The organism is Amphritea sp. HPY (genome assembly GCF_050870985.1).
In the GTDB taxonomy this organism is placed as follows: Bacteria; Pseudomonadota; Gammaproteobacteria; order Pseudomonadales; family Balneatricaceae; genus Amphritea.
Genome location: NZ_CP194015.1, coordinates 1,474,126 through 1,497,549, shown reverse-complemented (window position 1 = coordinate 1,497,549; position 23,424 = coordinate 1,474,126). Strand labels below are relative to the sequence as shown.

Sequence of the window (23,424 nt, the reverse complement as noted above, 5' to 3'; positions counted from 1 at the left end):
GTTAGAACTCTTCTGGTTGGGACTCGTCTTGGAAGCCGCCTTCCTCGGAGGGATCAGGGCATTCCGACCAGTCATTGGTCTGGTTGTTATAGAAGGCGAAGAACTCGCACCACTCACCGAACTCCCGGTCAAACAGGAGGCTGATTCGTGCGGTGTTCCTTAAGGTTGGGTCTTTCTCGGTACGGTCACGCTGGACAGCCCAGCCGTAATGCGCCCACTTCTCCATGGCACGGGAGCCTGTGAACTGTGATGACAGAACGTCACCGCCAGCATCATGAGGCTTACCTGTTTTCACGGGGTTTACGTGGGAGTACATGAAGAACGTGATATTGAGTTCCATAGCCATGCTGGCTGCTTTACTCATGAACTCGTTCAGGATGTCGTTGGCAGAGCTGGAGTCGTGCTCAGCTACCAGAGCGGTCAATGGATCGATGATGAAGAACCAGATACCTTGTGCTGCCCACCATCGGACAGTGCTCAGTATCTCTTCGTAATCACGGACACCTTCAGAGGAGTAGAACTCCATCTTGTCATCGAGAGCTTCCAGCGCCTCATCAAGTTCATCTTGCGTATAACCGCCTACTTCCGGTGGCTTGGTGAACTGCTTACCTGCATTCTTACCAGCGATCTTCTTCAAGGTTTTCACTGGGTTCTCTTCAAGCGACATGATTCCAGGCTTCACGCCATGAACTTCAACCATGTGCTTGATGAGCTGGTGCTGGTGCTCAGTTTTACCAATCTTCGGGGCAGCGCCTACGATATGAATCTCGGCCTTACGGATGCCCAGAGAGGCCTTGGTGGCTGACTCCCATGGGAACGATAAGCCCAACGCAGGCATACGTTTAGCCTTCTCCATGATGTCTGCTACGGTGACGATCTGGGATGGTCGGTAGGCTTCAGCGTTCCAGATGGAATTCACTACGGCCTGACCTTCTTCAGCCAGAAGACACTCGTTGGCATCCTTCAGTGGGAGCTTGGCGATCTTGATGCGTCCGGGGTTCATCAGTGGCATACAGGAAACTGCAGCGGCCTGACCCGGCTCATCCATGTCAAACATCAGGATGACTTCATCGAAGCGTTCAAGGTACTTGAGGTTGGCTGCTAGGGCTTTCTTGGCGGCTGCTGCGCCATTCGGAAGGGAGACTACTGGGTATTTGCAATCGGTCAGCTGAGCGTATGAGAGCATGTCGATCTCACCCTCTGTAATCACCAGCTTGCGACCTCCATTCCAGAGATGCATGCCGACCAGAGGTCGCTCTTTAAGCGATCCGTTTACCCAGAAATCTTTATCTTTTGTGCGAACTTTCTGTGCGACAAGACTTCCTGCCTCGGTTCGTACATCACATACGTGGACTGGCTGATCGTTAAAATCTCGCCCAATTCCATATCCGAACTTCTCACAAACGTGGGCTTGGATTCCACGAGCCTTAAGTCCATTAGGGGCAGCTCTGTCCATGCGGTCGAACGTAACAGGTTTGCTAGAGCGTTCTGCATTCCCAGCTCCCTCTCCGCTGCCATTCTCATGGTAATCACACGAGTAACAGTGGCCGTGTCCATCTGCGTATCGAGCAAGGTTATCGCCTTTGTTATCGCCTCCGTTCTCTCGGCATTCAGGGCACGGCTCTCGGCCAGTAACGTCATCACATCCTTCCGCGTCATCGTAGTCATGAGTCATCTAGCCTCCCAGCGCAATGCGTGGACGGTATGATTCTTCGATGTGCTGCATTAAGCCGCTACGAATCCGACGAACCATGTAGTCAAACCAGTTGTCATCGTTGACGTAGATCGTTCCGTCCGGCTTGATGTCGAGGTGATGTCGAGCTTCGTACTCATCAACACGGTGCTCATAGAACAGAGCTTGTCCGTTGAAGCGCATCTCACCGCGCATGATCACACACGGGTTGTGGAAGCGAGGCCGCGAGAAATCCGGGCGTTCCACCTTTACGGTGATGTCTATAGTTTGCTCAGGCATGTTCACGTTCCTTAATGTTCATCAGGGAGAATTTGGCTGCGTACTTAACATGCAGCTCGGCCAGACGTATTCCGTCAGCTGTTTCCAGCTCTTCGTACATGCGGCGTTTCAGGTTTGCTCGGCGTTGCTCAAAGTCCGGGACGTACTTAACGAAGCCCTTCGCTGCGTTCTCAGCAGGGACAGCTTTCATTGCACGGTTGGTGTACTTGAGGTCATGGATACGAGCGGCTAATCGAGTGATGCCGTAATGGGTGATAGCTTCGATGGAGTTCAGGGAACCCCACCGTTCAATGTAAGCTACGACCTTCTGGCATTGAGGTGTCAGGGCCATAGTAGTAACCCCTTAAAAGGTGTCAGGCATGTATGGCGCGAACTTAGCGATGCCTTCTGGCAGGCGGCGGCGAATTGACTCAGCGTTCAGCTGGTAGAAGTTCTGCTTCTTGGCAATCTTGTTGTCCAAGGCTTCCAGCTCTTCCAGCAGCCTCACCTTGTTCTGCGTCAGGCGGTCTATCTGCTCACACAGAGAGGAGTTCTCATCGACCAACTCATCGACAGACTGCAGCTCACCGATGATGTCGTTGTACGCCAGCACAGGGACACCCGGCATCGTGCGGTCTACCCACTTGATACGCTTGGTCGGGCCATCCAGTAACAGGTACGGCTGCTCGGTGTACATAACGTGCGTTTCACCCAGATGCCATTTCCAACCTGCATCGAACAGACGCTGTTGGATGTCGAAGGATTCAGCTGAAGTAACGGCGATCAGTACAGTTGTAGGGATGTTTTTCATGAGGTTCTCTCTCTTAATAAGTTGTGTAGTCAAGCGGTTCAGCATTCAGGTATGTCTCTTCCATCCGGGAGATCACGCCTTGTGCTGCTGTCTGTTGGTGCGGGGTTACTGCTGATGGGTCGATGCCCATGATTTCGATGAACACTGCGTCTTTGTTGTGCCGAGGATCGACGTTGCCGTGTTCGCTGTGAGGACGACCTGATATGACATCTCCGTCTTCTAAAATTACGTAGTGGGAGCCGATGTCAGGGACTCCCTTGTCGCGGTATGCACAGGACAAATCCCAAGTGCTGGACTTGATAGGGGTTCCTGACATCACCACGACAATGTTCCGGGTCTTAGCCCTTTGCATTGCCATTAGTGGTTTCTCCGTTGGGGGTGAAAGGCAGGATGCGGAACTGAATGTTCTCTTTGCCTTTAGGGACGATGACCTTCGTCATCCGTATGCGGTATATGTACCGGTCATCAAAGCCATACCGTTTGCAGAGGCAGTCGATGAATGGCTTGGCGGCGTTATCCAGATCGGACAACTTGCTGCTGTAGTAGACGACCAGTCGGATTTCAAACAACTTCGTATCGGGAAGCTCGATGTCAGGTAAAGACCGGAGGAGTTGCGCTTCGTACTTCCGGTACTTCACTGATTTAGTCTTCTTGCCCATCCACGCTTCGTTCACGCTCATGGGCTTGAGGTTGCTAGAAGTCCACTGGGACTCAGAAGTCGCCAGCGTCGTTACCACCTTCGTCAGCATCGAATGCGTCCGGGTCGTACGAGTAACCCTCTTCTTCACCGAAGCCCATGCTTTCGGCAGACGCTGGGCCGTTACCGCCCTGCTTCGCTTCGATAACCTGCACACCTTTGATACGCAGGGAGATGCCGACTTCCAGATCAGTAACCTTGGCAGAGCCACGGCCTTCAACATTTGGTCGAGTCCAGGTGTTTAGCTCACAGCTAACGCGCAGGATTGACGCACCGCCGATCTTTGGTGCCATGCCTTCAGGGATTGGACGACCTTTCGCATCGTAGAAAGTGATCTTGTTTTCCCAAGTCTCACCAGTCTTCTTGCTCTTGCCGATCTTGTTCAGGGAGCAGCGGAACAGAGTCTCACCACCGTCTTCAAAGAACGGCAGTTCAGCCTTGAAGATCTCGCGGTACTTGCCGCCTTGCTCTTTGTCCAGAATCGCATTGAAGTGGTCTTCCAGTGCGTCTTCGATCTTCGCTCCGAAGTCACCGACAGAGCCGCTCTCAACCATCAGGTCAACCTTGTACTTCGGGTCACCGAACTTAGTGTCAGCCGTGTTCAGCCAAGGGTAACGAGCGGTGCCGCGAGGAGTTGTGATAGTCTTTTTAGCCATAGTATTAGTTCTCTCTAATGTAGTTTTTAAACGAAAAAAAAAGCTGCCCTCACCCGGCGTTAACCGAATGAGGGCGAAGGGTTGGTCTATTGGTGTGGGGTTTAACTGAGGCCGAACTCGCTCATGACTTCACGCATGGCACGGGCATCGGCAGACTGGTTGAGGACAGTCTTAACTTTGCGGTTATAGATTCGCAGGGCAGCGCCCTTGTGGTTACGACACAGTTCTTCAAAGGGAAGCTGTTCGCCTTCAGTGTCAGATGCGAAAGGCTTCAGACGCATGGTCTTGATGCGATTACGTACAGCCCGGTCAGACTCACCTTTCAGAGCGTTGGCTCCGTATTGCAGCATGTGGGAAGCGGCGTTCTGCAGTTTCTTAAACTTGCTCATGCTTCACCTCCGAACACAGCGTTGACTAATGATGATGCGTGGTCGGCTGCGTAGCCTTCTCCGATCAGTTTCTTGAAGTACTGACGAGCGGTGTATTTAGAGCGAATCGTATCGTTGTTCATGTGTCTCTCCAGACGTTTGAATTTGGTTGGTCTATCGGTGTGGGTTATGCGCGGCGGTTAGCTACGAAACCGGCAATCTTCAGGAAGAACTCGACGTTGCTGTCGTTGACCTCGGTGGTGTCTTCAAGGAACTCCTCAAAGGCATCTGGGCCGTGGACTTTCCAAGCTTCAGCAAGCAGGTTGAATGCGCCTGCCACTTCATCTCGTGGGGTGTTCTCTTCTACTGTGGGAGTATTCCCATCTGTGGGAACGACAGACGAATCTATAGACGGAGCTGTAGTGTTTGCTGTGTCCTGTTGGAGTGTTGCATCGAAGTCGTCCAGAGTTTTCTTCATGGCATCTGCAGGGTTAACTACAGGTGCTGACTCCAGCTCGTCTTCAGAGAAGCCGTCCTCGCCCCATGGCATATCGTCATTATCAGACTCATCGTTGAATGGGGATTCTTCCTGCGAGATTTCAGCACTGTCCTCTTTTCTCGCAGCTTCTGCTTCCTTCAATTTCATACGGACAGTGTGGTCAGAGCAGCCAAGACGCTCAGCAACTTCACGACTAGACATTCCGTCTGCGGTTAGGTTGCTAATAGCTGCGTCACGCTTAGCATCGATCTCTGCTCGAATATCTTTCGTACATTTACGCGCCCAGCTAATAGAGCATGTAATGCCCCAGTTAACTAAAGTAGGCACGACCTGCTTGGAGTCGTATCCGATCTTGTCAGCCAACAGCTCACACATAGTCTCAATAGCCTTGCGCTGGTCACCTGATGAAGGCTTGCTGCCTCCTTTAAGGTGAGCAAAGTTCGCGGCCATGGCATAGCTCATAGCTTCAAACTCAGTACCCTTAACGACCTTGGCCTTAATGTCTTCAGCTTCAGCCAGCTCGTGAGCAAAGAAACGGTGGAAGCCATCGGTTAGGATTAGACGGTTACCGACCTCAAATACACGTACTGGTGGCAGGTCTTCCAGAGACTCTGCGTACAACGCAATGTTCTCGTGATCCATCTTCTCGCGCATCTGGAACTTCGGGTCAACATTCAGCTCCTTCAGGGAGATCAGCACTGTTTCAGCGTCAGCCAGTTTCTTATCAAGGATGCGGAATTCGATTGCGGAAGTGTTCAGCTTAGTCATGGGTGTATTTCCATCTGTGGGAATGAGTAGACAAAAGTAAGCCACGCCCTCCTCTTATAGGAAGGCGCAGTGTAGAGCGATAGTAGTAAGGTGTTATGCGAAGCAGTACTCGGAGTCGAGTATTGACATCGGGTCTAGCTTGCCCTGCTCTGGCAGAGGCGGGAACTCATCGTGACGTTCCGGTGGAACCTGACTCTTAAACTGCTCAAGTAGATTCGGGAAGTAGTTCTCATCGAAAGTCTGAATGAATGACTCTCTAATGATCCAGTAGAACTTCTCGGTCAACCCGGCGTGAGCGCCGAATGAGTCATGGATAAGTGCGAAGTTCGTGATTCCTTTAGCGTGGGCATTCGCTACCGTCTGCATTAAATGTGATGCATCTAAACTGTGAACGATGTTAGGTGATATGGCATTCGCTGACTTACGCTTATCAATCTTCAGCGTGTCCTCGCGGATGCTCAGTACCTTACGTTCACCGGCCAAGTGAGTCTCGACTCGTGCCTCTTTAGACTGGCGGTAATTCTGTACCACCGGGAAGTTCAGAGGGGTGTTCCAAGTTACCGGGCGACCCTCTTTAGCAACAATCCTGGCACAAGCTTGCATCCAGTCCATCGCCTCTGCAGCCTTGACCACAGTCTCTTGTACAGACTCGTAGTTCAGCTTGGCGAGGAAGTTAGACAGCTTCATCATTGGAAGCGATGTGTCCAGCTTGCCGTTCTGGCCGATCCTTAACAGTGGGTTATCTGCGCTGCCATCCTTAACGAATGGGCGAAGGTGATCCTCTAACAGTTGGTCAGAGAACCCTCTTGCTTTCGATCCGTACGGGAAGGTCATGCAGTTACGCTTGGTCACCTTCCTCGATATTCCGAAGTCCAGCCACCATTGCGCCAGCTGTGCGTCAGTCACCTCGTCTTCTTCCTGCGAGATTTCAGCACTGTCTCCTTTTCTCGCAGCTTCTAGTTTGATGATCGTCTTATCTGCAACCACCTGATAGATGTCAGAAGGTTTATCAGAAGGCAGCAGGTTCACGTTGGCACCGCCGATCTCATCACGGAAGCAGCAAGACAGGACTTGAATCCCTGAACAGCTACCATCTAATGCAATCGGGATGTGGCTGACGTATTCCTCTGGGTTGGGAGATTCCAGCGCCTCGATTAACTCGATGACTGCAGAGTATGCCTGAAACGGCTTGTCTGCCTCGCACCACTCGCGGTTACTGAAAGGGTTCAGAGCGATGGCCTCCAGCATGCCAAGGTTATCCTGACACCACTTGATGCGGTCATCGTAAGACACCTTATCAACACCGAACAGGTTGGCTACGTGGATGTGCAGCCACTCCAGTCCTTTCTCACCCAGCGGTACACCGTCAGCAAACTCAAGGAGAGCCTTGCAGTAGTCAGCTCCTTGCGGGTTAAGTGAAGGCAGAGGATACACCCGGCTGCGGAAGTCCACGTTATGCGGCATGTAGATAGCGTCATACTCGGCATACTTACGGGCAGTCTCAACGGTCTGCAGGTAGGACAGACGCTTGCTGATCAGCACCACGTTGTCTTCATGTACAGCTCGTGCTTCCTGTCGGTACTTCTTACGGGCTACTTCATTGACCTCAATGTCAGCTGGCTTGCTTGGCAGTTCGTACATCTCAGCACGAGGCGCACCGCCCAGCTCACTGTTACGCATGAGCAACTCATCGAGCAGCTTCAGTACACGACCACGAACACGCCAGCGGGTGTCCTGAATACCGTTCAGTGCCTTAAGCATGGTCGGCATATCGGTGTACTTGAGTTGCTCCAAGTAGTGACGGTTGCGAACCTTGACCATCTCCCGGCGTGGCACATAGTCAGTCCAGTAGCCGCCTTGCAGCTCACCAGCTACCCAAGGCTTCGGAGGGATGACTGTAGGCTCCAGCACTGGGGCGCAGAACTTCATGGCCGTGTTCAGGAGGTTATCGACACTCTCGCGGGTATCCTTGGTTGGTCGCATGCAGGTGGTGGTGCGTCCCTTCCTGTCGTACTGATCGTAGAACTCAACCAGTGCTACCTGTTCTTGGATGCAATTGATAACGACCATACCGATGTGCATGCAGTTCTTTTCAGACCAGCGGCTCCACTCAATACCATCCTTTTGTGACAGGTAGCGGAGCACATCAACCTTACGCTTGTACTCGCCCTTCTCATTCGCCATCTTCATGATGCCGTTGTAACGCTTACGATCCTGAGCACGTAGGTCAGTACATTTCAATTCGTTCTCCATCATCCGGGCAATGCTGATCGCTGTGCTGCCCAGTGCTGCCTTGTCAGTCATCAGTCTCTCGCAGATGACCTTCAGTCCGAGCATGGCAGTGACTCGATAGTCGATTGCTTGGATGTAAGGCTGAGCTATACGCCGAGCACCGGCCTTGCCCATCCCATCGTTGACCCACTGCTCCAGACCACCGGCTACCTTGTCGACATATACGCCGATAATCTTATCGCCATATACAGTCTCATCCTCTTGGCCTCGTGCCTTTGCGTTCTCAATCATCTTCCTGAACCGGACTCGTCCAGCGTCACGCATGCCAAGTTCCAGAGTCATCTGCTCTTTCACCAGTGATGCTTCAACTTGAATCTCATTCATATTTACTGCGGTGTTCATAGCTGTCATTTGACTGCCTCTTGTTAGCCTTTGTATTGGGCGGGGTTTGATTCTTTGCTAGGGAGTGGGGTATCGATTGACACGCTCATGTCAGCCTGCCTGTGCCACGCCGGGGCGGCATGGTAACATTAACATCTGTGGGAATGACAGGAATAGACGAAAAAAAACCCCCGAAGCCTAGAGCTGCGAGGGTTTAATCTATTTGAATCTTGGTGCCCGGAGCCGGACTTGAACCGGCACGATCTTTCGATCGGGAGATTTTAAGTCTCCTATGTCTACCAATTCCATCATCCGGGCTGGAAAATGGAGGCGCGGGTCGGAATCGAACCGGCGTACACGGAGTTGCAGTCCGCTGCATGACCACTCTGCCACCGCGCCAAAAGGTACTAACTAATTACTAAACAGATTGGAGCGGAATATCGGGCTCGAACCGACGACCTGAACCTTGGCAAGGTTCCGCTCTACCAACTGAGCTAATTCCGCCTGCTTCGTAAGAAGTGAGGCGTATTATAGACAGCTCTCCTTTTATGTCAACACATTTTGTCAAATGTCACTTAAGACAAAACTCTAATGAGATTAATGACTTAGATATCGTCAGTCAGGTCTGCCCAGGAAGCCTTCAGATAAATATACATCGACCAGAGAGTCAGTACCGCCGCCAGATAGAGCGCCCCTATCCCAGACCACGACAACAGGTCATAAGGTGTTGCTGCAAGCATCATCAGTATCGCCAGCATCTGCAATGTGGTCTTAACCTTGCCGACGTAGGAAACGGCAATATCTGCTCTCTTACCAAGCTCTGCCATCCACTCACGCAGCGCCGAAATAACGATCTCCCGGCCGATAATAACTATCGCAGGAACAGTGATCCAGAAAGTGCCATAGGTTTCAGCCAGCAGCACCAGCGCTGTTGCGACCATTAGCTTATCCGCAACCGGATCCATGAAAGCACCGAACGGCGACGTCTGATTAAGCCTGCGCGCCAGGTAACCATCGAACCAGTCGGTAATTGCCGCCAGCGCAAACACCGCCGCCGAGGCCAGAGGGCTCCACTGATATGGCAGGTAATAGATGACCACGAATACCGGAATCAGCACGACGCGCAGAAGAGTCAGTATATTTGGTATTTTCATTACGTATCGTTGTTCCTGTAAATTAAAACGGTAAATGTAGATGAACGATTATGGCACCAGAGTTACAAATCAGAACCTAGTCCTTAAGGATCAGGATGTAGCTCTGCATAGATATCTTCTGCAATTTTGCGGCTTATAGTAGAGACTTTTGCGATTTCTTCAACACTTGCCTTTTCTACCGACTGAACGCTGCCAAAATGACGCAATAACTCTCTGCGGCGTTTGGCGCCAACGCCCGGAATCCCCTCAAGCGAGGATTTTTTTCGCGCCTTGCCCCGACGCGCACGGTGCCCGGTTATGGCAAAGCGATGCGCTTCATCCCGGATATACTGAATAAGGTGCAGCGCCGCTGAATCATTACGCAGCGTAACTTCTTTACCTGTATCAGCCATGATAAGCGTTTCAAGTCCTGCCTTGCGGTCACTGCCTTTGGCAACACCGATAATCAGCACTTCATCGATCTGCAACGAAGACAAAACATCGACCGCCTGGCTGACCTGCCCCTTACCGCCATCAATCAAAAGAATGTCAGGCAACTTACCCTCGCCTTTTTTAAGCCGGGTATAACGCCGGGTCAGCGCCTGATGCATAGCCGCATAATCATCGCCTGCGGTTATGTCTTCTATATTAAAGTGCCGGTAATCGGTCTTAAGCGGTCCGTTGCGATCAAACACCACGCAAGATGCAACAGTCGCTTCACCGGAGCTATGACTGATATCAAAGCACTCCATTCTTTGTGGGATATTTTCCAGCTGCAACACATCCTGTAGTGCCAGATAACGGTTATAGGTATTCTGCTTGCTGGCAAGGTGACTTTGCAGGCTCTGCTCGGCATTGGTCTGGGCTAGCCGCTGCCAGCCTGCCTTTTCACCACGTACCCGATTAACAATTACCGTTTTTTTACCGCGTTTATCTGTCAGAGCCTGCTCTATACACTCTTTATCTTCGACTGCGAAGCTGGTGATAATCGATTCCGGAATCTCCCTGCCACTGCCCAGGTACCATTGCGCGATAAAGGCAGCAAGCACATCGCTCTCAGACTCCTCTATTGACACTTTGGGATGGTAAACCTTACTGCCCAGCACCCTGCCCGCACGGACAAACAGCATATGGACACAAACCCCTCCGGGCTTTAACGCGCAACCAAATACATCGGCATCACCACTGGAACCGGAAACATACTGCTGCTCCTGGATCTGCTGCAGGCTGGTGATCTGATCCCGGTAGGTCGCGGCATCTTCAAAGTTAAGCTCACGGGAGGCTTGATCCATACGCTCGGCCAGCTCAGTGTTTATGGCTTTATTTTTACCTTCCAGAAACATCATCGCATGGCGAATATCAGCCTGATACGAATCGACAGAAGGCAGGCCTACGCACGGCGCACTGCAGCGCTTGATCTGATATTGCAGGCAGGGACGGGAACGGTTTTTAAAGAAGCTTTCTTCGCATTGACGGATGCGAAAAATTTTCTGCAGTATTGCCAGGCTTTCCCGTACCGCGCCGCTACTGGGGAAAGGACCGAAGTAGCGACCTTTATGGCGTTTAGCGCCACGATGAAAACGTACCGCTGGATATTCCTGCTCAGAAGAGACAAAAATATAGGGATAAGATTTATCGTCCCGTAGCAGTATGTTATACGGCGGACGATTCTGCTTTATCAGGTTTTGCTCAAGCAGTAGCGCTTCAGTTTCACTGTTTGTAACAGTAACCTGAATATCTGCGATACGGCTGACCAGCGCCTGGGTTTTAATATTAAGACCGGTCGTGCGAAAGTAGCTACTGACCCGGTTCTTAAGGTTCTTGGCTTTGCCCACGTAAAGAATCTCACCAGCACTGTTATACATCTGGTAAATTCCCGGGCGACGGGTCAGTCGGGATAGGTAAGCCTTGCTATCAAAGGAAATAGCATCGTCTTGCGAGGTGGCTTTTTGCTGTTCTGTATTAGGAGCTTCAGTCATGCCGCTATTCTAACTGCGCCACATTCTATTCCTCAAGGATATTCAATAACTTATTAGCATCCATATGGATGTGAGTCGCCTCTTTATGAATTTCTTCGAGTTCTTCCCGGGTAGCATCGGTAATGCCAGCGCCACGGGACAAAGTAACCTCAAGAAACACGCCAATTTCCGCATAGTAATACAACCGGGCATCAAAGCTTCGCGCTCGTTTCAGCTTGGTCAGGGAGATCTGCGCACCGTTCAGCAATATGGTATTAATGTCGGACTCACTCATCAGCGGGTGACGGTCCTGTTCGTTCAGAGGAATATCTGTACCAGAAGCGCGGGATTTTACGAGCATAAGAAGACTTACCACCTGAAATAGAATAAAGTTAGGAAACCTAAGGTTCAGTTCAGTACTACTTTATGAGCTTTTCCCAACAATGTGAACCTATGCTTTGGTTATGAGTACATTACCTGATAGCTTCGCTGACTACCGTCATGAAATCGTTCGTGATCTGGCCTGGCTGATACATAGTCCCGGACTGGTAAACCTACCCGAAAGCCTTCGTGCTGACTGGCTGTTTGATTATCCTCATCTCCATGATCAGCTTACTTATTTCGACCAACATCCCAACCGCCTGATCTGCAAACTGCGCCAGCAAGCCAGCTACCGACTCGGATATTATTTTGAAGATCTGGTTAGAATCTACCTGAAAAACTTCATTCAACCCTCTGAATTAAAAAGTAACATTCAGGTTTGCAAAGACAAAACCACCGTTGGTGAATATGATTTCCTGATACGCCTACAAAGTGGCGAGAAGATTCACCTTGAAACGGCAGTGAAGTTCTATCTGTTTAGCGGTACAGATAGCAGCGAAGGTCTCGCCGGCTTTATCGGACCTAACCGTACCGACTGCCTGGAACGGAAATGGAATCGTTTAATGGACCATCAGCTCCGGTTATCCCAGACATCAGCTGGTAGCGATCAGGCCGAAGCACTGGATCTGATGCCAGACCGCCGTAGCCTGCTGCTCAAAGGATACCTTTTTTACCCTTACGCACACTGGCAGGACTTTCCGGTTATCGAACCACTTAATCCTGATCATGCTCGGGGTTGGTGGCTTAAAGTATCACAATGCGATCTATTATCATCCGACAAGGTACGTTACAGAGTACTGATGAAGCCACAGTGGCTGGCCACAGCCAGGGTTAAATACCACGACAGCATGAGTCACGCAGAACTGGTTAATGTTATGTCTGATCTGAGTACACCACTACTGATCGCCGAATTAACTAAAGATACCCAGAGTAATGTGTGGCGTGAACGTAGCCGAGGATTCCTGGTACCGGATAACTGGCAGCTCGCCCCTTAGTAAAAAAAGAGCAAAAAAAGAGCAAAAAAAAGGCAGTATCAACTGCCCTTTTTATCATTCTAAGCGATTATTTAGCGACTTTCGCCGCAGCTGCATCTTTAGCGATGTTTTTCTTGATAAAAGAGATCGCAGCAAAAGTACCCACGATCATCACTGCAACAAGTACCACGCTCGGTACAAAAGAGATCATGCTGTATTTATCAGCCATAGAACTGTCCTCATTGTTTGGCCAGCGCCTTAACGCCGGCCAGATTATAATATTGGTTATATTTTGTGCTTAAGTGTTATGGCGGCTGATTATAGAGCATCCTGCAACAGGCTCAATAGGTATATAGCACTATTCCGCCACGGTAACAGCCATAAGCGATGCTCTTTCACTGAACGCTACTGCTCCAGACGCTTAACCAGGCTGGAGGTATCCCAACGATTGCCACCCATTTTCTGAACTTCGGCGTAAAACTGATCAACTAAAGCGGTGACCGGTAGCTGGGAGCCATTGCTGCGCGCCTCATCCAAAGCGATTTTCAGGTCTTTACGCATCCAGTCAACGGCAAAACCAAAATCAAACTGATCGGCGATCATAGTCTGGTTACGATTTACCATCTGCCATGAACCCGCCGCGCCATGCTGTATTACATCAAATACAGCTTCCGCATCAAGACCCGCCTGCTTGGCAAAGTGGACACCTTCAGAAAGCCCCTGTACCAACCCGGCGATACAGATCTGGTTAACCATTTTTGCGAGCTGACCACTGCCCGCAGGGCCCAGTAAGCGGATCGATTTAGCGAAGCAATCGATAACCGGCTCAGCGCTGGAAAATGTTGTTTGCTCGCCACCCACCATAACACTGAGTACGCCGTTTTCCGCTCCAGCCTGACCTCCGGATACCGGTGCATCCAGAAAACCGAAACCTCTTTCATCAGCAATCACGGAAAGCTCACGGGCAACTTCAGCAGATGCCGTCGTATGATCGACCAGAATCGCACCGCCAGACATGCTGCTGAACACTCCATCAACACCGGTCACAACTTCACGCAGATCATCATCGTTGCCGACGCAGGTAAAAACTATTTCAGCACCCTGGGCAGCTTCTGCAGGAGTAGCAACAGAACGACCACCGTACTCACCCAACCACTGTTCCGCCTTCACTGCCGTGCGGTTGTACACAGTGACTTCATGGCCACCCCGGGCCAGATGACCTGCCATCGGATAACCCATCGTTCCCAGACCGATAAATGCAACTTTCATCTTTAACACTCCAACCTGATACTGACTATTGTTATGATTAAAAACATTCTATGGTAATAACTGATCAGGAAAAACCCTTAAATACGGTGTCTTATACATATGATTCTGAGTTTATATACACTACCTCGCTTTAAGGCATCAACCGCTATTGCAGCGTTATTTTCGATAATTCTTTGCAGTTTCAGCCTGCAAGTGAAAGCGACCGAAAGCGTTTATGACCAACTTCAGGTGACTGATCTGGAAGGCAATATCGTCGATCTGAATGCCTATCAGGGCAAGGTCGTGCTGCTAAATTTTTGGGCTACCTGGTGCCCTCCCTGCATCAAAGAGATGCCATCGATGCAAAGCCTGCAGAATCGGTTCAGTGAAGATCGGTTCCAGGTTATCGCTGTCAACATGGGGCAAACTCCTACGACAGTAGAAAGTTTCTTACTTGAACGTGAATTTGAGTTTTCGCTGCCGGTCTATCTGGATGAAAAAGGCGTAGCATTTCGCGCATTGAATATTGCCGGTATGCCATCCAGTTTTCTGTTAGATGCCAAGGGTAATATCCTTGAAAAAATAGTTGGAGCCCGGGAATGGGATCATCCTGACAATGTGGCAGCACTGAAGAATTTATTGAGCGATCAACAGGCCGAGTAAGAAATTTTCAAACCTTCACTTGCATTACTGGCTTAATAGATACTAACCCGGCACAAGGGGCAAGCTCTTTTATTATGATGTTCATTTTGTCAGAAATGCTATTACTTCCACAATGTGAACTGCCTTGTTTCACGTTAGGTGACGTCACCCTTTTGCAATAGATTTGCTATTTTATTTAAGCCCATCTGTCTGGCAAATATTTCAAGCGTAGATCCATTGGGTAGCTGAACTGAAGGATCGGCATTGTATCGTAACAATAACCTGACCATATCGATATTCTGCGTCTGTATCGCAAAAATCAAAGGAAAAAACAACTGCTTGTCTGAAACCTTACTGGGGTCAGCTCCATTTTCCAGTAATACTGTGGCAGCGGGCAGATTCTGCTCAACGATGCTATACAATAACGCTGTCATTCCCCGCTGATCTTCATGGTTAATATTTTTACCTTTATTAATCAGTACGGGTACTAGAAAAGAAGTACCATCAGCAACTGCTGCAGCATACAGCAAATACCCGTCTTCCGGAGCAAATGCTTCTGCCTTATAAAAGGTGTTTTCCAGTTCCGATGAACTATCATTCAGTTTTAACCTACCGTGCCACTGCAGGTAGTAAGCCAGCGCAAGAACAGGCGTGTTGCTCATACATCCCGCGCTTTGTGATTTCATGTAATAATTGATTGCTCCTTTATAGTCCTTGAAATAGTACAAACGCAATGCCGCTTTTTGTTGCAATATGCATCGATCTTCGGGAAATTCATCGCGATAGCTATCATATAAAGAATCTGCCTTATTATATTTTTGTAAAGACACCAGGGTTTTAAACATTGCGCTATGCTTATAAACCCAGCGCTTAGCTTTCTTATCAGACTTATTATTTGCTTCCTTTTTCAATGTCTTCAAATACATCTCAAGTGCTTGTTGCGATAACCCCTGTAGTTGATAATAAAGCCCCCAGTTAGCGTAGAGCCAAAGATTATCAGAGCCTAAAGTTAAAGCTCTTTTAAACTCTCTTTCTGCTTCACTGAAGCGCCCTTGATTGCTGTACACATAACCCAGTAATACATTAACATCGTCAAGTTCGGGTTCGAGCTTTCGGGCAATCAGAATCAGCTCCTCAGCTTTATTAAGCCCACCTGGCCAATTACTTTTCATATGGAACCGAGCCAATTGCAGGTAAGCCGGCGCAAAACCCGGTCTCTTACGAATCAGTTTATCTAGTAGCGATTTCGCCTTGGCCAGATTTCCTCTGTCTGCATTATCTAATAAATTACGGGCAGTGGAATAGAGCAAAATGCTTTCATCAGCATCATCAGAATGAGGGAATCCAATAATTGCATTAAACTGTTCTTTACTCGCATCTCCATTTAGTAAGATTGCATATTGCTCTTCTGTCATATCACCTGGTTCTCGCATTTCTGGGGGCGGCATGAATCCCACTATATTCACATAAACAGATGATCTACTAATTTGCTCTTTAGCCTGAACCCAGGCAACACTCTCTATTTCAGAAAGAAGTATTGAAACGAGCTTCCTGCTTAGCGCGAAGCCCAGCTCAGTCCCTAGCGTTATACTTGCTGTCGTTCCTGTACGCCGGCTTTTGCCTGGAAAAATCTTAGTGATGGGCATGCCAACGAGCAGCAGTTTTTTAACCAGAGAATCAGCTGTTTTCTTGTTAACATTAAGATATAGGTGTGAAATTGAACTGAAATCATATGCAGCTTTAGGGCTGCCTATCAGTTTTTCGACAGTTTCTTCCGGTCCGGGCCACATTATCACCCTCTTCAGGGTCTTAGAATAAAATGCCTCATCACCACCATCCGTCATCATTGAATGCATGTCACCCTGATGAACATTAAAGGTTATGCTTTGTGTCGTAATGGCATAATCACGTAAATTTGTCCTGGCGACGGTCATTACAAACTTATTCAAACCCGGCTTCAACTGCCTGAAGGTAGCAAATTTTGATGATATTGGGAGATCAATTGTCAGGTAGCTATTTTCATACTGCTCAGACAGAAAAAACTCAAACTCCAGCGTAGCTGAGAAATAACTTACATCTTGAATTTTAAGAGATTTCAGGGCGGTTGCGCCGGCAGTCGAAGGACCTGAAATTGACAGAGAAAAAAATAAAACCCCAAAGCTAAACAGCAGTTGTCTAAGAAATGGCCGAAACATAACCGATCCCTCGTTGATATTTTGTTTCTGCTTTTTACTGCAAGCTCAGGTAACAATAGCACATGATTTCGCCTTTAATTGTTATGACGGAAATTGTATCAAGCCCTCTTAAGAATCGTGGTAACTTACTGTTCGAAGGTATTGAAGAAGTGTTTGCTCCCGTCTTCAATATTACAAAAGATATTTCCTGCTGCTGATTACCATTAATAAGGGGTCAGGTATACCCTCGACAAATACGCCCTCTTTGACCTTTGCGTGTCCTCTGAAAATCCTACTATGGCGACAAAAGTACTCTTTATATCTGAACGCAAAACGGTCCACTACTGTGAACCGCTTAGGAATAAACTTTACTAACTATAAAATAGTAAATAGCCTGACTGTTTTAAATTTAGTCGTTATAAACCGACTGAGCCGCTGGCAGCGCCTTTCCAACAGAAATAGGCGCATCCATTTGCGCTAATGTACTTTCCAGCGCAGACAGACAGAACAATACATTCCTCTTGTTGCAGGCAGCACCCATCAGGCCGATACGCCAGACCTTACCGGCCAGAGCACCAAGCCCGGCACCAATTTCAAGATTGTAATCCTGCAGCAGGCGACTACGCACTTCGGCTTCATCGACACCCGCCGGTACAAATACTGAATTGAGCTGAGGCAAACGGTACTCTTCATCTACCAGGAAGTTAATCCCCATCGCCTCAAGACCCGCCCGCAACGCATTATGGTGATGACTGTGACGCGCCCAGGAATTTTCCAGTCCTTCTTCTTCCAGCATCACTAATGCTTCATGGAAAGCATACAGCGAGTTTACGGGCGCTGTGTGGTGGTAAGCTCGTTTCGCACCCCCTCCCCAGTAGCCCATTACTAATTTTTTATCTAGGAACCAGCTAGGCGTTTTACTTTTGCGGGCTGCAACGGTGGCAACCGCCCGTTCGCTAAAGCTTATCGGTGAGATTCCCGGCGGGCATGACAGGCACTTTTGCGTCCCTGAATAGACCGCATCGATACCCCAGCCATCAACATCCAACTCACTGCCACCCAGGGAGGTTACGGTATCCACGATTGTCAGAGCATTATGCTTACGGGCGATCTCGCAGAGAGCTTTAGCGTCGGACATAACGCCCGTCGAGGTTTCCGCATGGACAAATGCCAGTACTTTCACATCCGAATTGGCAGCAAAAGCAGCTTCAACCTTAATCGGATCAACCGGCTTGCCCCAATCATCCTCAACCATGATTGCGATACCGCCGAAACGCTCCACATTCTCTTTCATGCGGCCGCCAAACACGCCATTCTGGCAAACAATCACCTTGTCACCCGGCTCGACCAGGTTAACAAAACATGCTTCCATGCCGGCAGAACCCGGTGCCGAGACAGGCATAGTCAACGCATTTTCTGTTTTAAAGGCATATTGCAGCATCTGCTTAAGTTCATCCATCATACGGATAAATTCAGGGTCCAGATGGCCAATGGTAGGTCTCGCCATCGCCGCCAAAACCCGAGGACTAACATCGGAGGGGCCTGGCCCCATCAGGGTTCTGACAGGCGGGTGAAAAGATTGAGTCATAATAATCTGTCGCTCTTTATATTTAGTATTTATGAGACTTTTTGGCTCAGGCCGCTTCTGTGGCGATGCTCTGAACCATTGTCATTACCATCTCCGCAGAATGCTTAGCCGCAACAACCAGGAACTCTTCGAACGACTGGTCCGATTCTTTGCCAGCAATGTCAGACAACGCACGGATCACAATGAATGGAATATCAAACTGGTGGCAGGTCTGGGCAATTGCCGCCGCTTCCATCTCTACAGCCTTCATTGTAGGGAAGTTTTCCCGGGTTTTAGCGACACGTTCAGGACAATTCATAAATGAATCACCGGTCGCAATAAGCCCCTGTACGGTTTTCATACCCTCCATACGAGAGATGCAACGTTCAGCGATATCAGCAAGATAGCTATCGGGAGTAAAGCCTGCGGGTAAGCCTGGCACCTGGCCCGGCTCATAGCCAAAGATAGTAACATCTACATCGTGGTGCCGTACTTCCGAGGAAATCACCACATCACCCACTTCCAGTTCTTCAGCAAATCCGCCTGCAGAACCGGTATTTATGACGCAGGTCGGTTGGAACTCTTGTAGCAGCAGCGTAGTGCCGATTGCCGCGTTAACCTTACCAATACCCGATTTAAGCAGGACAACCTCAACGCCGTGCATCTTACCGGTATATAAGCTGTAACCGGCAATCAGATGGTCCTCGCGCTCCTCAAGGGTCTCCTTAAGCAACTCAACCTCTTCATCCATAGCCCCAATAATGCCAATCTTTAGTTTTGCCTGCTCAGTCAGGCGTTCAGCAAAGGAGGTTTGCGTGCTCATTCGGCGTGTTTCCATTACGTTGATAGGTGGAAATATAAAGGTTTAAGGATACGCAATTTAAACCGCCGAAAAAACAGCTGACGGCGCTATTTCATCCTTATTGATAAGATTTTAATCAAGAATATGGACTGTTTTGCCCCGGGCACGTAATCGGTCACCCCGGGCATTGATAAAGCGTTGGAACTCGGGCTGCTTCAGATAGGATTTACCGGCTACATAATCCAGCGCGCTATTAAAGTGAAAGGCTCGCACATAGGAGTCAATCCTTAACTGCTCCTCACCCGAATCGTCAAATAGCAGCCAGGCCGGATAATAGCTCAGTCCGAGTCGCGCAACCCATTCCGCTGCCCTTATCTCCTCGCCGGATGGCAGCTTTAAAAGCGGATTACCTGAAATATTGATGCGAATATGCCGATAACCGGAAATTAATTGGCGGGTATCGCTTCGCTCCAGAACATCGCTTTCAAAGTGCAGACACTGGCCGCATTCATCCGTCACAAATTCAAGCGCCAAGGGACGACCATCGCTAACCATATCTATAGTTGTAGCCGGGGCGGTGGCTCCTTTCCTGACAGTTTCTGGTGCTGGCTCGCCCAGCCTTTCCAGCTGCGCCAGAAAATTACCTGCAGGACGGTAGCCATCTATACGTAGCTGAGGAGTCGTATCCTCAGATAAGAAAATCAGTGTCGGGGTGTACTGAACACGCAGCCGCACCGCGAGTTCTTTCTCGCTGATCTCTTCACCGCCGGGCAACGTGATAATGCGATCACCCCAAAGATCGAGGGCAATCAAGTCGTAGTCGGATTGCATACGTTTGCTGATCAGGGGATCAGCAAACACGCGTGTGATCAGATTGTAGCAATAGGGACAACCAGCCTGATGAAAATACAGAACCAATAACTTATCTGCCTGCGCGGCCTCAGCCAGATCTTCGCCCAGATCCAGAAAGCTATCCTTGAACCAGTCTGGCTGAGGGATTTCACTCTCCCGCTCCAACACAGTCAGTTGTTGCTTAAAGACGGGCTCTGCCACCTGTTTTCCATCTCGTCCTGCTGCGACAGGTAGCGACAGCAACAACAGTAACGACAAAAGCCAATATTTCATTCTGCCCCTCTTTCACTAAACGCCGTTACTGGTTGGATAATCAGTGTAGCTCAGCTTCTGAAGCTGGCATGTCTGCAGAGACCTCAGCCGCCGGGTACAGCCCCTGCCAGCCAAACCGGGTAAATAGTTGATCAACCCAGGGGGTAACCGGCGCCTTGATGGTCAGAACCTGCTCGGTATAGGGGTGAATAAAAGTAAGTTCCGTCGCCATTAATAGCAGGCGATCCAGGCCGAAATTATCACGAAACATTGTGTTATGCCGACCATCACCATGCTTAGTATCACCAACCAGAGGGTGAAACAGATGTTTCAGGTGACGCCGTATCTGGTGTTTACGGCCGGTTTTCGGTTTTACTTCAACGAGTGAGTAACGTGATGTGGGGTGCTGACTGACCGGTATTGGCAACTCAACTGTCGCCAACCGTTTATAGTAGCTAACGGCATCTTTTGGCGGTTTGTTAGGGTTTGCCTTTTTATCGGCCACTTTATCGATAATCTCTTTCAACGGGTGATCGACAATCCCCTCTTCATCGGTATAACCACGACAGACGCAGAGGTAGGTTTTTTCAATACGACGCTCAGCAAAGCATATGTTTAACCGGTTAGCCGCTTCAGAGTGCTTGGCAAACACCAGCACACCGGAGGTTGGGCGGTCCAGGCGATGTACGGTGTAAGCCTTAAATCCAAGCTGTTCCTGAATTAAAGCGATCGCGTTAGGCGCCCGGCGCTCAATTGGGCTCGGATGCACCAGTAAACCGGAGGGCTTATCTATCGCAAAATAATGCTCGTCCTCAAACAAAACTTTTATCTCGTACATCATCGGTCCGCTGTAGTTAGGTCTATAGTTAGATCTGTAGTTAGATCTGTAGTTGGGCTTAGAACTACTAAGGTCGCGAAGCTTAGCAGGATAAGTTTTTGTTTTCATGTCGAACTCTGTCGCCTGAACGGGGTCGAACACTTAACCTGTTGCGCTTTGTAAATGGTTATACTCGTGCCACACGAATATAAGAAATGCATTTACAGTTGAATTTAGCAGAAAAACCTATATATATAGACAATTGAACTATTAAAAATGCAAGGCACTAAGCCTTATATTTCAGAGGGATAAAATGCGTAATATTGATACTATGACGGTCCGTTCAGAACCTTCTATTCTGGCGACTAACAAGGTGATTCGTAACACCTACATGCTACTGGCCATGACACTGGTGTTCAGTGCCGTTACCGCCGGTATCTCCATGATCATTAATCCGCCAATGATTCTGGCAATAGGCGCACTCATTGTTGGTATGATCTTATCGTTCGTTATCGCTAAAAAGCAGAACAGTGCCGCAGCACTGCCGCTGGTTTTCGCTTTTACCGGACTATTCGGTTTTGCACTTGGCCCTATTCTCAACAACTACCTGGCAATGGCTAATGGTGGTCAGATAGTTATGACCGCTTTGGGCATGACGGCTGCAACATTCCTGGGTCTGTCAGCTTACGTTCTAACCAGTAAGAAAGATTTCAGTTTCATGGGCGGCTTCCTGGCTGCGGGCATGATGATGGCGCTGGTAGCTATGGTAATACTATTGGTACTGCCATTTTTCGGTATTCATATTCCCGCGCTGAATCTGGCATTTTCTGCTGTTATAGTTCTGTTGATGTCAGGTTTCATCATTTATGACACCAGCAACATTGTTAACGGAACTTACACCAACTACATCATGGCGACAGTCGGTCTGTATACCAGTATCTTTAACCTGTTTATCCACTTGCTGAGCCTGGTTGGCTTCCTGAACGACGACTAAGCATCTAAAGTCAGCGTTTCATATACTGAAAACTACACCCCAAGCCCTGCATTCTTTGCTAAGATTGCAGGGCTTTTTTAATTTTATAGATTTCAATTATTTATGATCTTTTCTATCGTAATTACCGGCGCGCCTTATAGCAGTCAATCTGCCGATACGGCCCTTCGATTCGCGACCAGCGCACTCAGCCAGGGCCATCAGATTCACCGGGTATTTTTTTATGCTGATGCAGTGCATACCGCATCATCTCTTGCCGCACCACCCCAGGATGAAACCAATATTCCACAAAACTGGAGCCAACTGGCTCAGCAGCACAATCTCGATCTGGTGGTCTGTATTGCGGCTGCGGTGCGACGCGGAATAATGGATGATAATGAAGCAAGGCGCTACGAAAAAGAGACTGGCAATCTGGCAGAAAACTTCACCCTTTCAGGTCTGGGTCAGCTAGTCGAAGCTGGTATCGTTTCTGACCGGGTCATTACATTCGGGGCCTGACATTATGACTGCAAAAAAATCGTTTCTGATTATCAACCGCAAAGCACCTTATGGCAGCAGCGCCGCCCGTGACGCTCTGGATGTCGCGTTGACTACTTCGGTATTCGAACAACCGCTGAGCCTGCTGTTTATGGATGACGGTATTCTGCAACTGTTGCCAGAGCATAACACGCAAGCGATTGGCCAGAAGAACCTGTCAGCCAATCTGGCGATGCTGGAGATGTATGATATTGACCAGCTTTATGCCAGCCGCAGGGCCTTTAGTGAGCGGGGTATCGATCCGGCCATGGTCCAGCTCAAAATCGAGCTACTTGAAGACAATGAAGTTGCCGGTCTGATCAGGCAACATGATCACATTATGAGCTTCTAGCTCATGGGTTTTCTAAATAGCCGAGCTTCTGGCTCATTGTTTTTTACAAAGCCGAGCTTCTAGTTTATTGGGCTTCCAAAAAAGTTGAGCTTTTGAGTTTCTGATATGACATTACACACAGTAAATAAGACCCCCGGTGAAAGCAGTGCACTGAAAGACTGCCTGGCTTCGCTTAGCGACGGCGACGCCCTGCTATTGATAGAAAACGGAGCCTACGCCGCAATGCCAGGCTACGCTATTCATTTCACGTGCCTGCCAGGCTCGATTAAATGCTATGTTTTACTCGCCGATGCGCAAGCCAGAGGGCTGCAGCAGGATCAGAACCCTGATTTCCAATCTATCGACTACGATGACTTTGTAGCGCTCAGCTGCCAGCATGACAAAGTCGTGAGCTGGTTCTGA

Annotated in this window: 28 protein-coding genes and 3 tRNA genes; 6 read left to right on the top strand and 25 right to left on the bottom strand. The window is 49.2% G+C overall.

Going from position 1 to position 23,424, the window contains the following annotated elements:
* Position 1 precedes the first annotated feature (1 nt).
* The 18 genes from ACQUQM_RS06680 to ACQUQM_RS06595 form a co-directional block, all read right to left on the bottom strand.
* Positions 2-1,381, bottom strand: a complete 1,380-nt coding sequence (locus tag ACQUQM_RS06680; protein ID WP_432474804.1) for a toprim domain-containing protein — start codon at positions 1,379-1,381, stop codon at positions 2-4.
* Positions 1,273-1,668: a hypothetical protein gene (locus ACQUQM_RS06675; protein WP_432474884.1), complete on the bottom strand. Its 396-nt coding sequence runs from the start codon at positions 1,666-1,668 to the stop codon at positions 1,273-1,275. The genes ACQUQM_RS06680 and ACQUQM_RS06675 overlap by 109 nt, the downstream gene beginning before the upstream one ends.
* A 7-nt stretch (positions 1,669-1,675) precedes the next feature.
* Positions 1,676-1,972 (bottom strand): hypothetical protein, encoded by a 297-nt coding sequence (locus ACQUQM_RS06670; RefSeq protein WP_432473706.1) that lies wholly within the window; start codon positions 1,970-1,972, stop codon positions 1,676-1,678.
* On the bottom strand, positions 1,965-2,303 hold the full coding sequence (locus ACQUQM_RS06665; RefSeq protein ID WP_432473705.1) for a helix-turn-helix domain-containing protein: 339 nt from the start codon (positions 2,301-2,303) through the stop codon (positions 1,965-1,967). Before ACQUQM_RS06665 ends, ACQUQM_RS06670 begins: the two co-directional genes overlap by 8 nt.
* A gap of 12 nt (positions 2,304-2,315) precedes the next feature.
* Complete coding sequence (locus tag ACQUQM_RS06660; RefSeq protein ID WP_432473704.1) at positions 2,316-2,762, bottom strand: hypothetical protein; 447 nt, start codon at positions 2,760-2,762, stop codon at positions 2,316-2,318.
* A gap of 13 nt (positions 2,763-2,775) precedes the next feature.
* A complete protein-coding gene (locus ACQUQM_RS06655; RefSeq protein ID WP_432473703.1) occupies positions 2,776-3,120 on the bottom strand; it encodes a hypothetical protein in 345 nt (114 codons plus the stop codon).
* Positions 3,101-3,511, bottom strand: coding sequence for a hypothetical protein (locus tag ACQUQM_RS06650; RefSeq protein ID WP_432473702.1), 411 nt, complete (start codon positions 3,509-3,511; stop codon positions 3,101-3,103). Before ACQUQM_RS06650 ends, ACQUQM_RS06655 begins: the two co-directional genes overlap by 20 nt.
* Positions 3,474-4,115 (bottom strand): hypothetical protein, encoded by a 642-nt coding sequence (locus ACQUQM_RS06645; protein ID WP_432473701.1) that lies wholly within the window; start codon positions 4,113-4,115, stop codon positions 3,474-3,476. The genes ACQUQM_RS06650 and ACQUQM_RS06645 overlap by 38 nt, the downstream gene beginning before the upstream one ends.
* A gap of 101 nt (positions 4,116-4,216) precedes the next feature.
* A complete protein-coding gene (locus ACQUQM_RS06640; RefSeq protein WP_432473700.1) occupies positions 4,217-4,504 on the bottom strand; it encodes a hypothetical protein in 288 nt (95 codons plus the stop codon).
* Positions 4,501-4,626, bottom strand: coding sequence for a hypothetical protein (locus ACQUQM_RS06635; protein WP_432473699.1), 126 nt, complete (start codon positions 4,624-4,626; stop codon positions 4,501-4,503). Before ACQUQM_RS06635 ends, ACQUQM_RS06640 begins: the two co-directional genes overlap by 4 nt.
* Before the next feature lie 44 nt (positions 4,627-4,670).
* Entirely contained in the window at positions 4,671-5,750 is a 1,080-nt protein-coding gene (locus tag ACQUQM_RS06630) for a hypothetical protein (RefSeq protein WP_432473698.1), read from the bottom strand.
* A gap of 93 nt (positions 5,751-5,843) precedes the next feature.
* Positions 5,844-8,393 carry a DNA-directed RNA polymerase gene (locus tag ACQUQM_RS06625; protein WP_432473697.1) on the bottom strand — a complete coding sequence of 850 codons (2,550 nt, stop codon included), beginning with the start codon at positions 8,391-8,393 and terminating at the stop codon, positions 5,844-5,846.
* 201 nt (positions 8,394-8,594) lie between these two features.
* Positions 8,595-8,681, bottom strand: a tRNA-Leu gene (locus ACQUQM_RS06620).
* Positions 8,682-8,688: 7 nt separating this feature from the next.
* A tRNA-Cys gene (locus tag ACQUQM_RS06615) sits at positions 8,689-8,762 on the bottom strand.
* 29 nt (positions 8,763-8,791) lie between these two features.
* Positions 8,792-8,867, bottom strand: a tRNA-Gly gene (locus tag ACQUQM_RS06610).
* 101 nt (positions 8,868-8,968) lie between these two features.
* The gene (gene pgsA, locus ACQUQM_RS06605) at positions 8,969-9,517 is read right to left on the bottom strand and encodes a CDP-diacylglycerol--glycerol-3-phosphate 3-phosphatidyltransferase (protein WP_432473696.1); all 549 of its coding nucleotides are present in this window, start codon (positions 9,515-9,517) and stop codon (positions 8,969-8,971) included.
* An 83-nt stretch (positions 9,518-9,600) separates the two neighbouring features.
* The gene (gene uvrC, locus ACQUQM_RS06600) at positions 9,601-11,475 is read right to left on the bottom strand and encodes an excinuclease ABC subunit UvrC (RefSeq protein WP_432473695.1); all 1,875 of its coding nucleotides are present in this window, start codon (positions 11,473-11,475) and stop codon (positions 9,601-9,603) included.
* Positions 11,476-11,500: 25 nt separating this feature from the next.
* Positions 11,501-11,815 carry an excinuclease ABC subunit C gene (locus ACQUQM_RS06595; protein ID WP_432473694.1) on the bottom strand — a complete coding sequence of 105 codons (315 nt, stop codon included), beginning with the start codon at positions 11,813-11,815 and terminating at the stop codon, positions 11,501-11,503.
* A 103-nt stretch (positions 11,816-11,918) separates the two neighbouring features.
* Between ACQUQM_RS06595 and ACQUQM_RS06590 the strand changes: the two genes are divergently transcribed.
* Positions 11,919-12,830 carry a DUF1853 family protein gene (locus tag ACQUQM_RS06590; RefSeq protein ID WP_432473693.1) on the top strand — a complete coding sequence of 304 codons (912 nt, stop codon included), beginning with the start codon at positions 11,919-11,921 and terminating at the stop codon, positions 12,828-12,830.
* Positions 12,831-12,897: 67 nt separating this feature from the next.
* Here ACQUQM_RS06590 and ACQUQM_RS06585 read toward each other — a convergent pair whose 3' ends face one another.
* Both ACQUQM_RS06585 and ACQUQM_RS06580 read right to left on the bottom strand, forming a co-directional pair.
* Positions 12,898-13,038, bottom strand: a complete 141-nt coding sequence (locus ACQUQM_RS06585) for a hypothetical protein (protein WP_432473692.1) — start codon at positions 13,036-13,038, stop codon at positions 12,898-12,900.
* A gap of 176 nt (positions 13,039-13,214) precedes the next feature.
* Positions 13,215-14,078, bottom strand: a complete 864-nt coding sequence (locus ACQUQM_RS06580; RefSeq protein ID WP_432473691.1) for an NAD(P)-dependent oxidoreductase — start codon at positions 14,076-14,078, stop codon at positions 13,215-13,217.
* A gap of 99 nt (positions 14,079-14,177) precedes the next feature.
* On the opposite strand from ACQUQM_RS06580, the gene ACQUQM_RS06575 reads away from it, so the two are divergent.
* Complete coding sequence (locus tag ACQUQM_RS06575; RefSeq protein ID WP_432473690.1) at positions 14,178-14,720, top strand: TlpA disulfide reductase family protein; 543 nt, start codon at positions 14,178-14,180, stop codon at positions 14,718-14,720.
* 134 nt (positions 14,721-14,854) lie between these two features.
* On the opposite strand, the gene ACQUQM_RS06570 is transcribed toward ACQUQM_RS06575, so the two are convergent.
* The 5 genes from ACQUQM_RS06570 to ACQUQM_RS06550 form a co-directional block, all read right to left on the bottom strand.
* Positions 14,855-16,894, bottom strand: a complete 2,040-nt coding sequence (locus ACQUQM_RS06570) for an ankyrin repeat domain-containing protein (protein WP_432473689.1) — start codon at positions 16,892-16,894, stop codon at positions 14,855-14,857.
* Between the two features lie 388 nt (positions 16,895-17,282).
* On the bottom strand, positions 17,283-18,461 hold the full coding sequence (locus ACQUQM_RS06565; RefSeq protein ID WP_432473688.1) for a pyridoxal-phosphate-dependent aminotransferase family protein: 1,179 nt from the start codon (positions 18,459-18,461) through the stop codon (positions 17,283-17,285).
* A gap of 46 nt (positions 18,462-18,507) precedes the next feature.
* Positions 18,508-19,263: a 5'-methylthioadenosine/S-adenosylhomocysteine nucleosidase gene (gene mtnN / locus ACQUQM_RS06560; RefSeq protein WP_432473687.1), complete on the bottom strand. Its 756-nt coding sequence runs from the start codon at positions 19,261-19,263 to the stop codon at positions 18,508-18,510.
* Between the two features lie 111 nt (positions 19,264-19,374).
* Positions 19,375-20,367, bottom strand: coding sequence for a thioredoxin fold domain-containing protein (locus tag ACQUQM_RS06555; protein WP_432473686.1), 993 nt, complete (start codon positions 20,365-20,367; stop codon positions 19,375-19,377).
* Positions 20,368-20,407: 40 nt separating this feature from the next.
* The gene (locus ACQUQM_RS06550) at positions 20,408-21,184 is read right to left on the bottom strand and encodes a pseudouridine synthase (protein WP_432473685.1); all 777 of its coding nucleotides are present in this window, start codon (positions 21,182-21,184) and stop codon (positions 20,408-20,410) included.
* Between the two features lie 292 nt (positions 21,185-21,476).
* Between ACQUQM_RS06550 and ACQUQM_RS06545 the strand changes: the two genes are divergently transcribed.
* The 4 genes from ACQUQM_RS06545 to tusB all read left to right on the top strand — a co-directional run bounded on the left by ACQUQM_RS06545 (position 21,477) and on the right by tusB (position 23,424).
* Positions 21,477-22,157, top strand: coding sequence for a Bax inhibitor-1/YccA family protein (locus tag ACQUQM_RS06545; RefSeq protein WP_432473684.1), 681 nt, complete (start codon positions 21,477-21,479; stop codon positions 22,155-22,157).
* Between the two features lie 102 nt (positions 22,158-22,259).
* Positions 22,260-22,652, top strand: a complete 393-nt coding sequence (tusD, locus tag ACQUQM_RS06540) for a sulfurtransferase complex subunit TusD (RefSeq protein ID WP_432473683.1) — start codon at positions 22,260-22,262, stop codon at positions 22,650-22,652.
* 4 nt (positions 22,653-22,656) lie between these two features.
* Entirely contained in the window at positions 22,657-23,022 is a 366-nt protein-coding gene (tusC, locus tag ACQUQM_RS06535) for a sulfurtransferase complex subunit TusC (protein ID WP_432473682.1), read from the top strand.
* 105 nt (positions 23,023-23,127) lie between these two features.
* The gene (gene tusB / locus ACQUQM_RS06530) at positions 23,128-23,424 is read left to right on the top strand and encodes a sulfurtransferase complex subunit TusB (RefSeq protein WP_432473681.1); all 297 of its coding nucleotides are present in this window, start codon (positions 23,128-23,130) and stop codon (positions 23,422-23,424) included.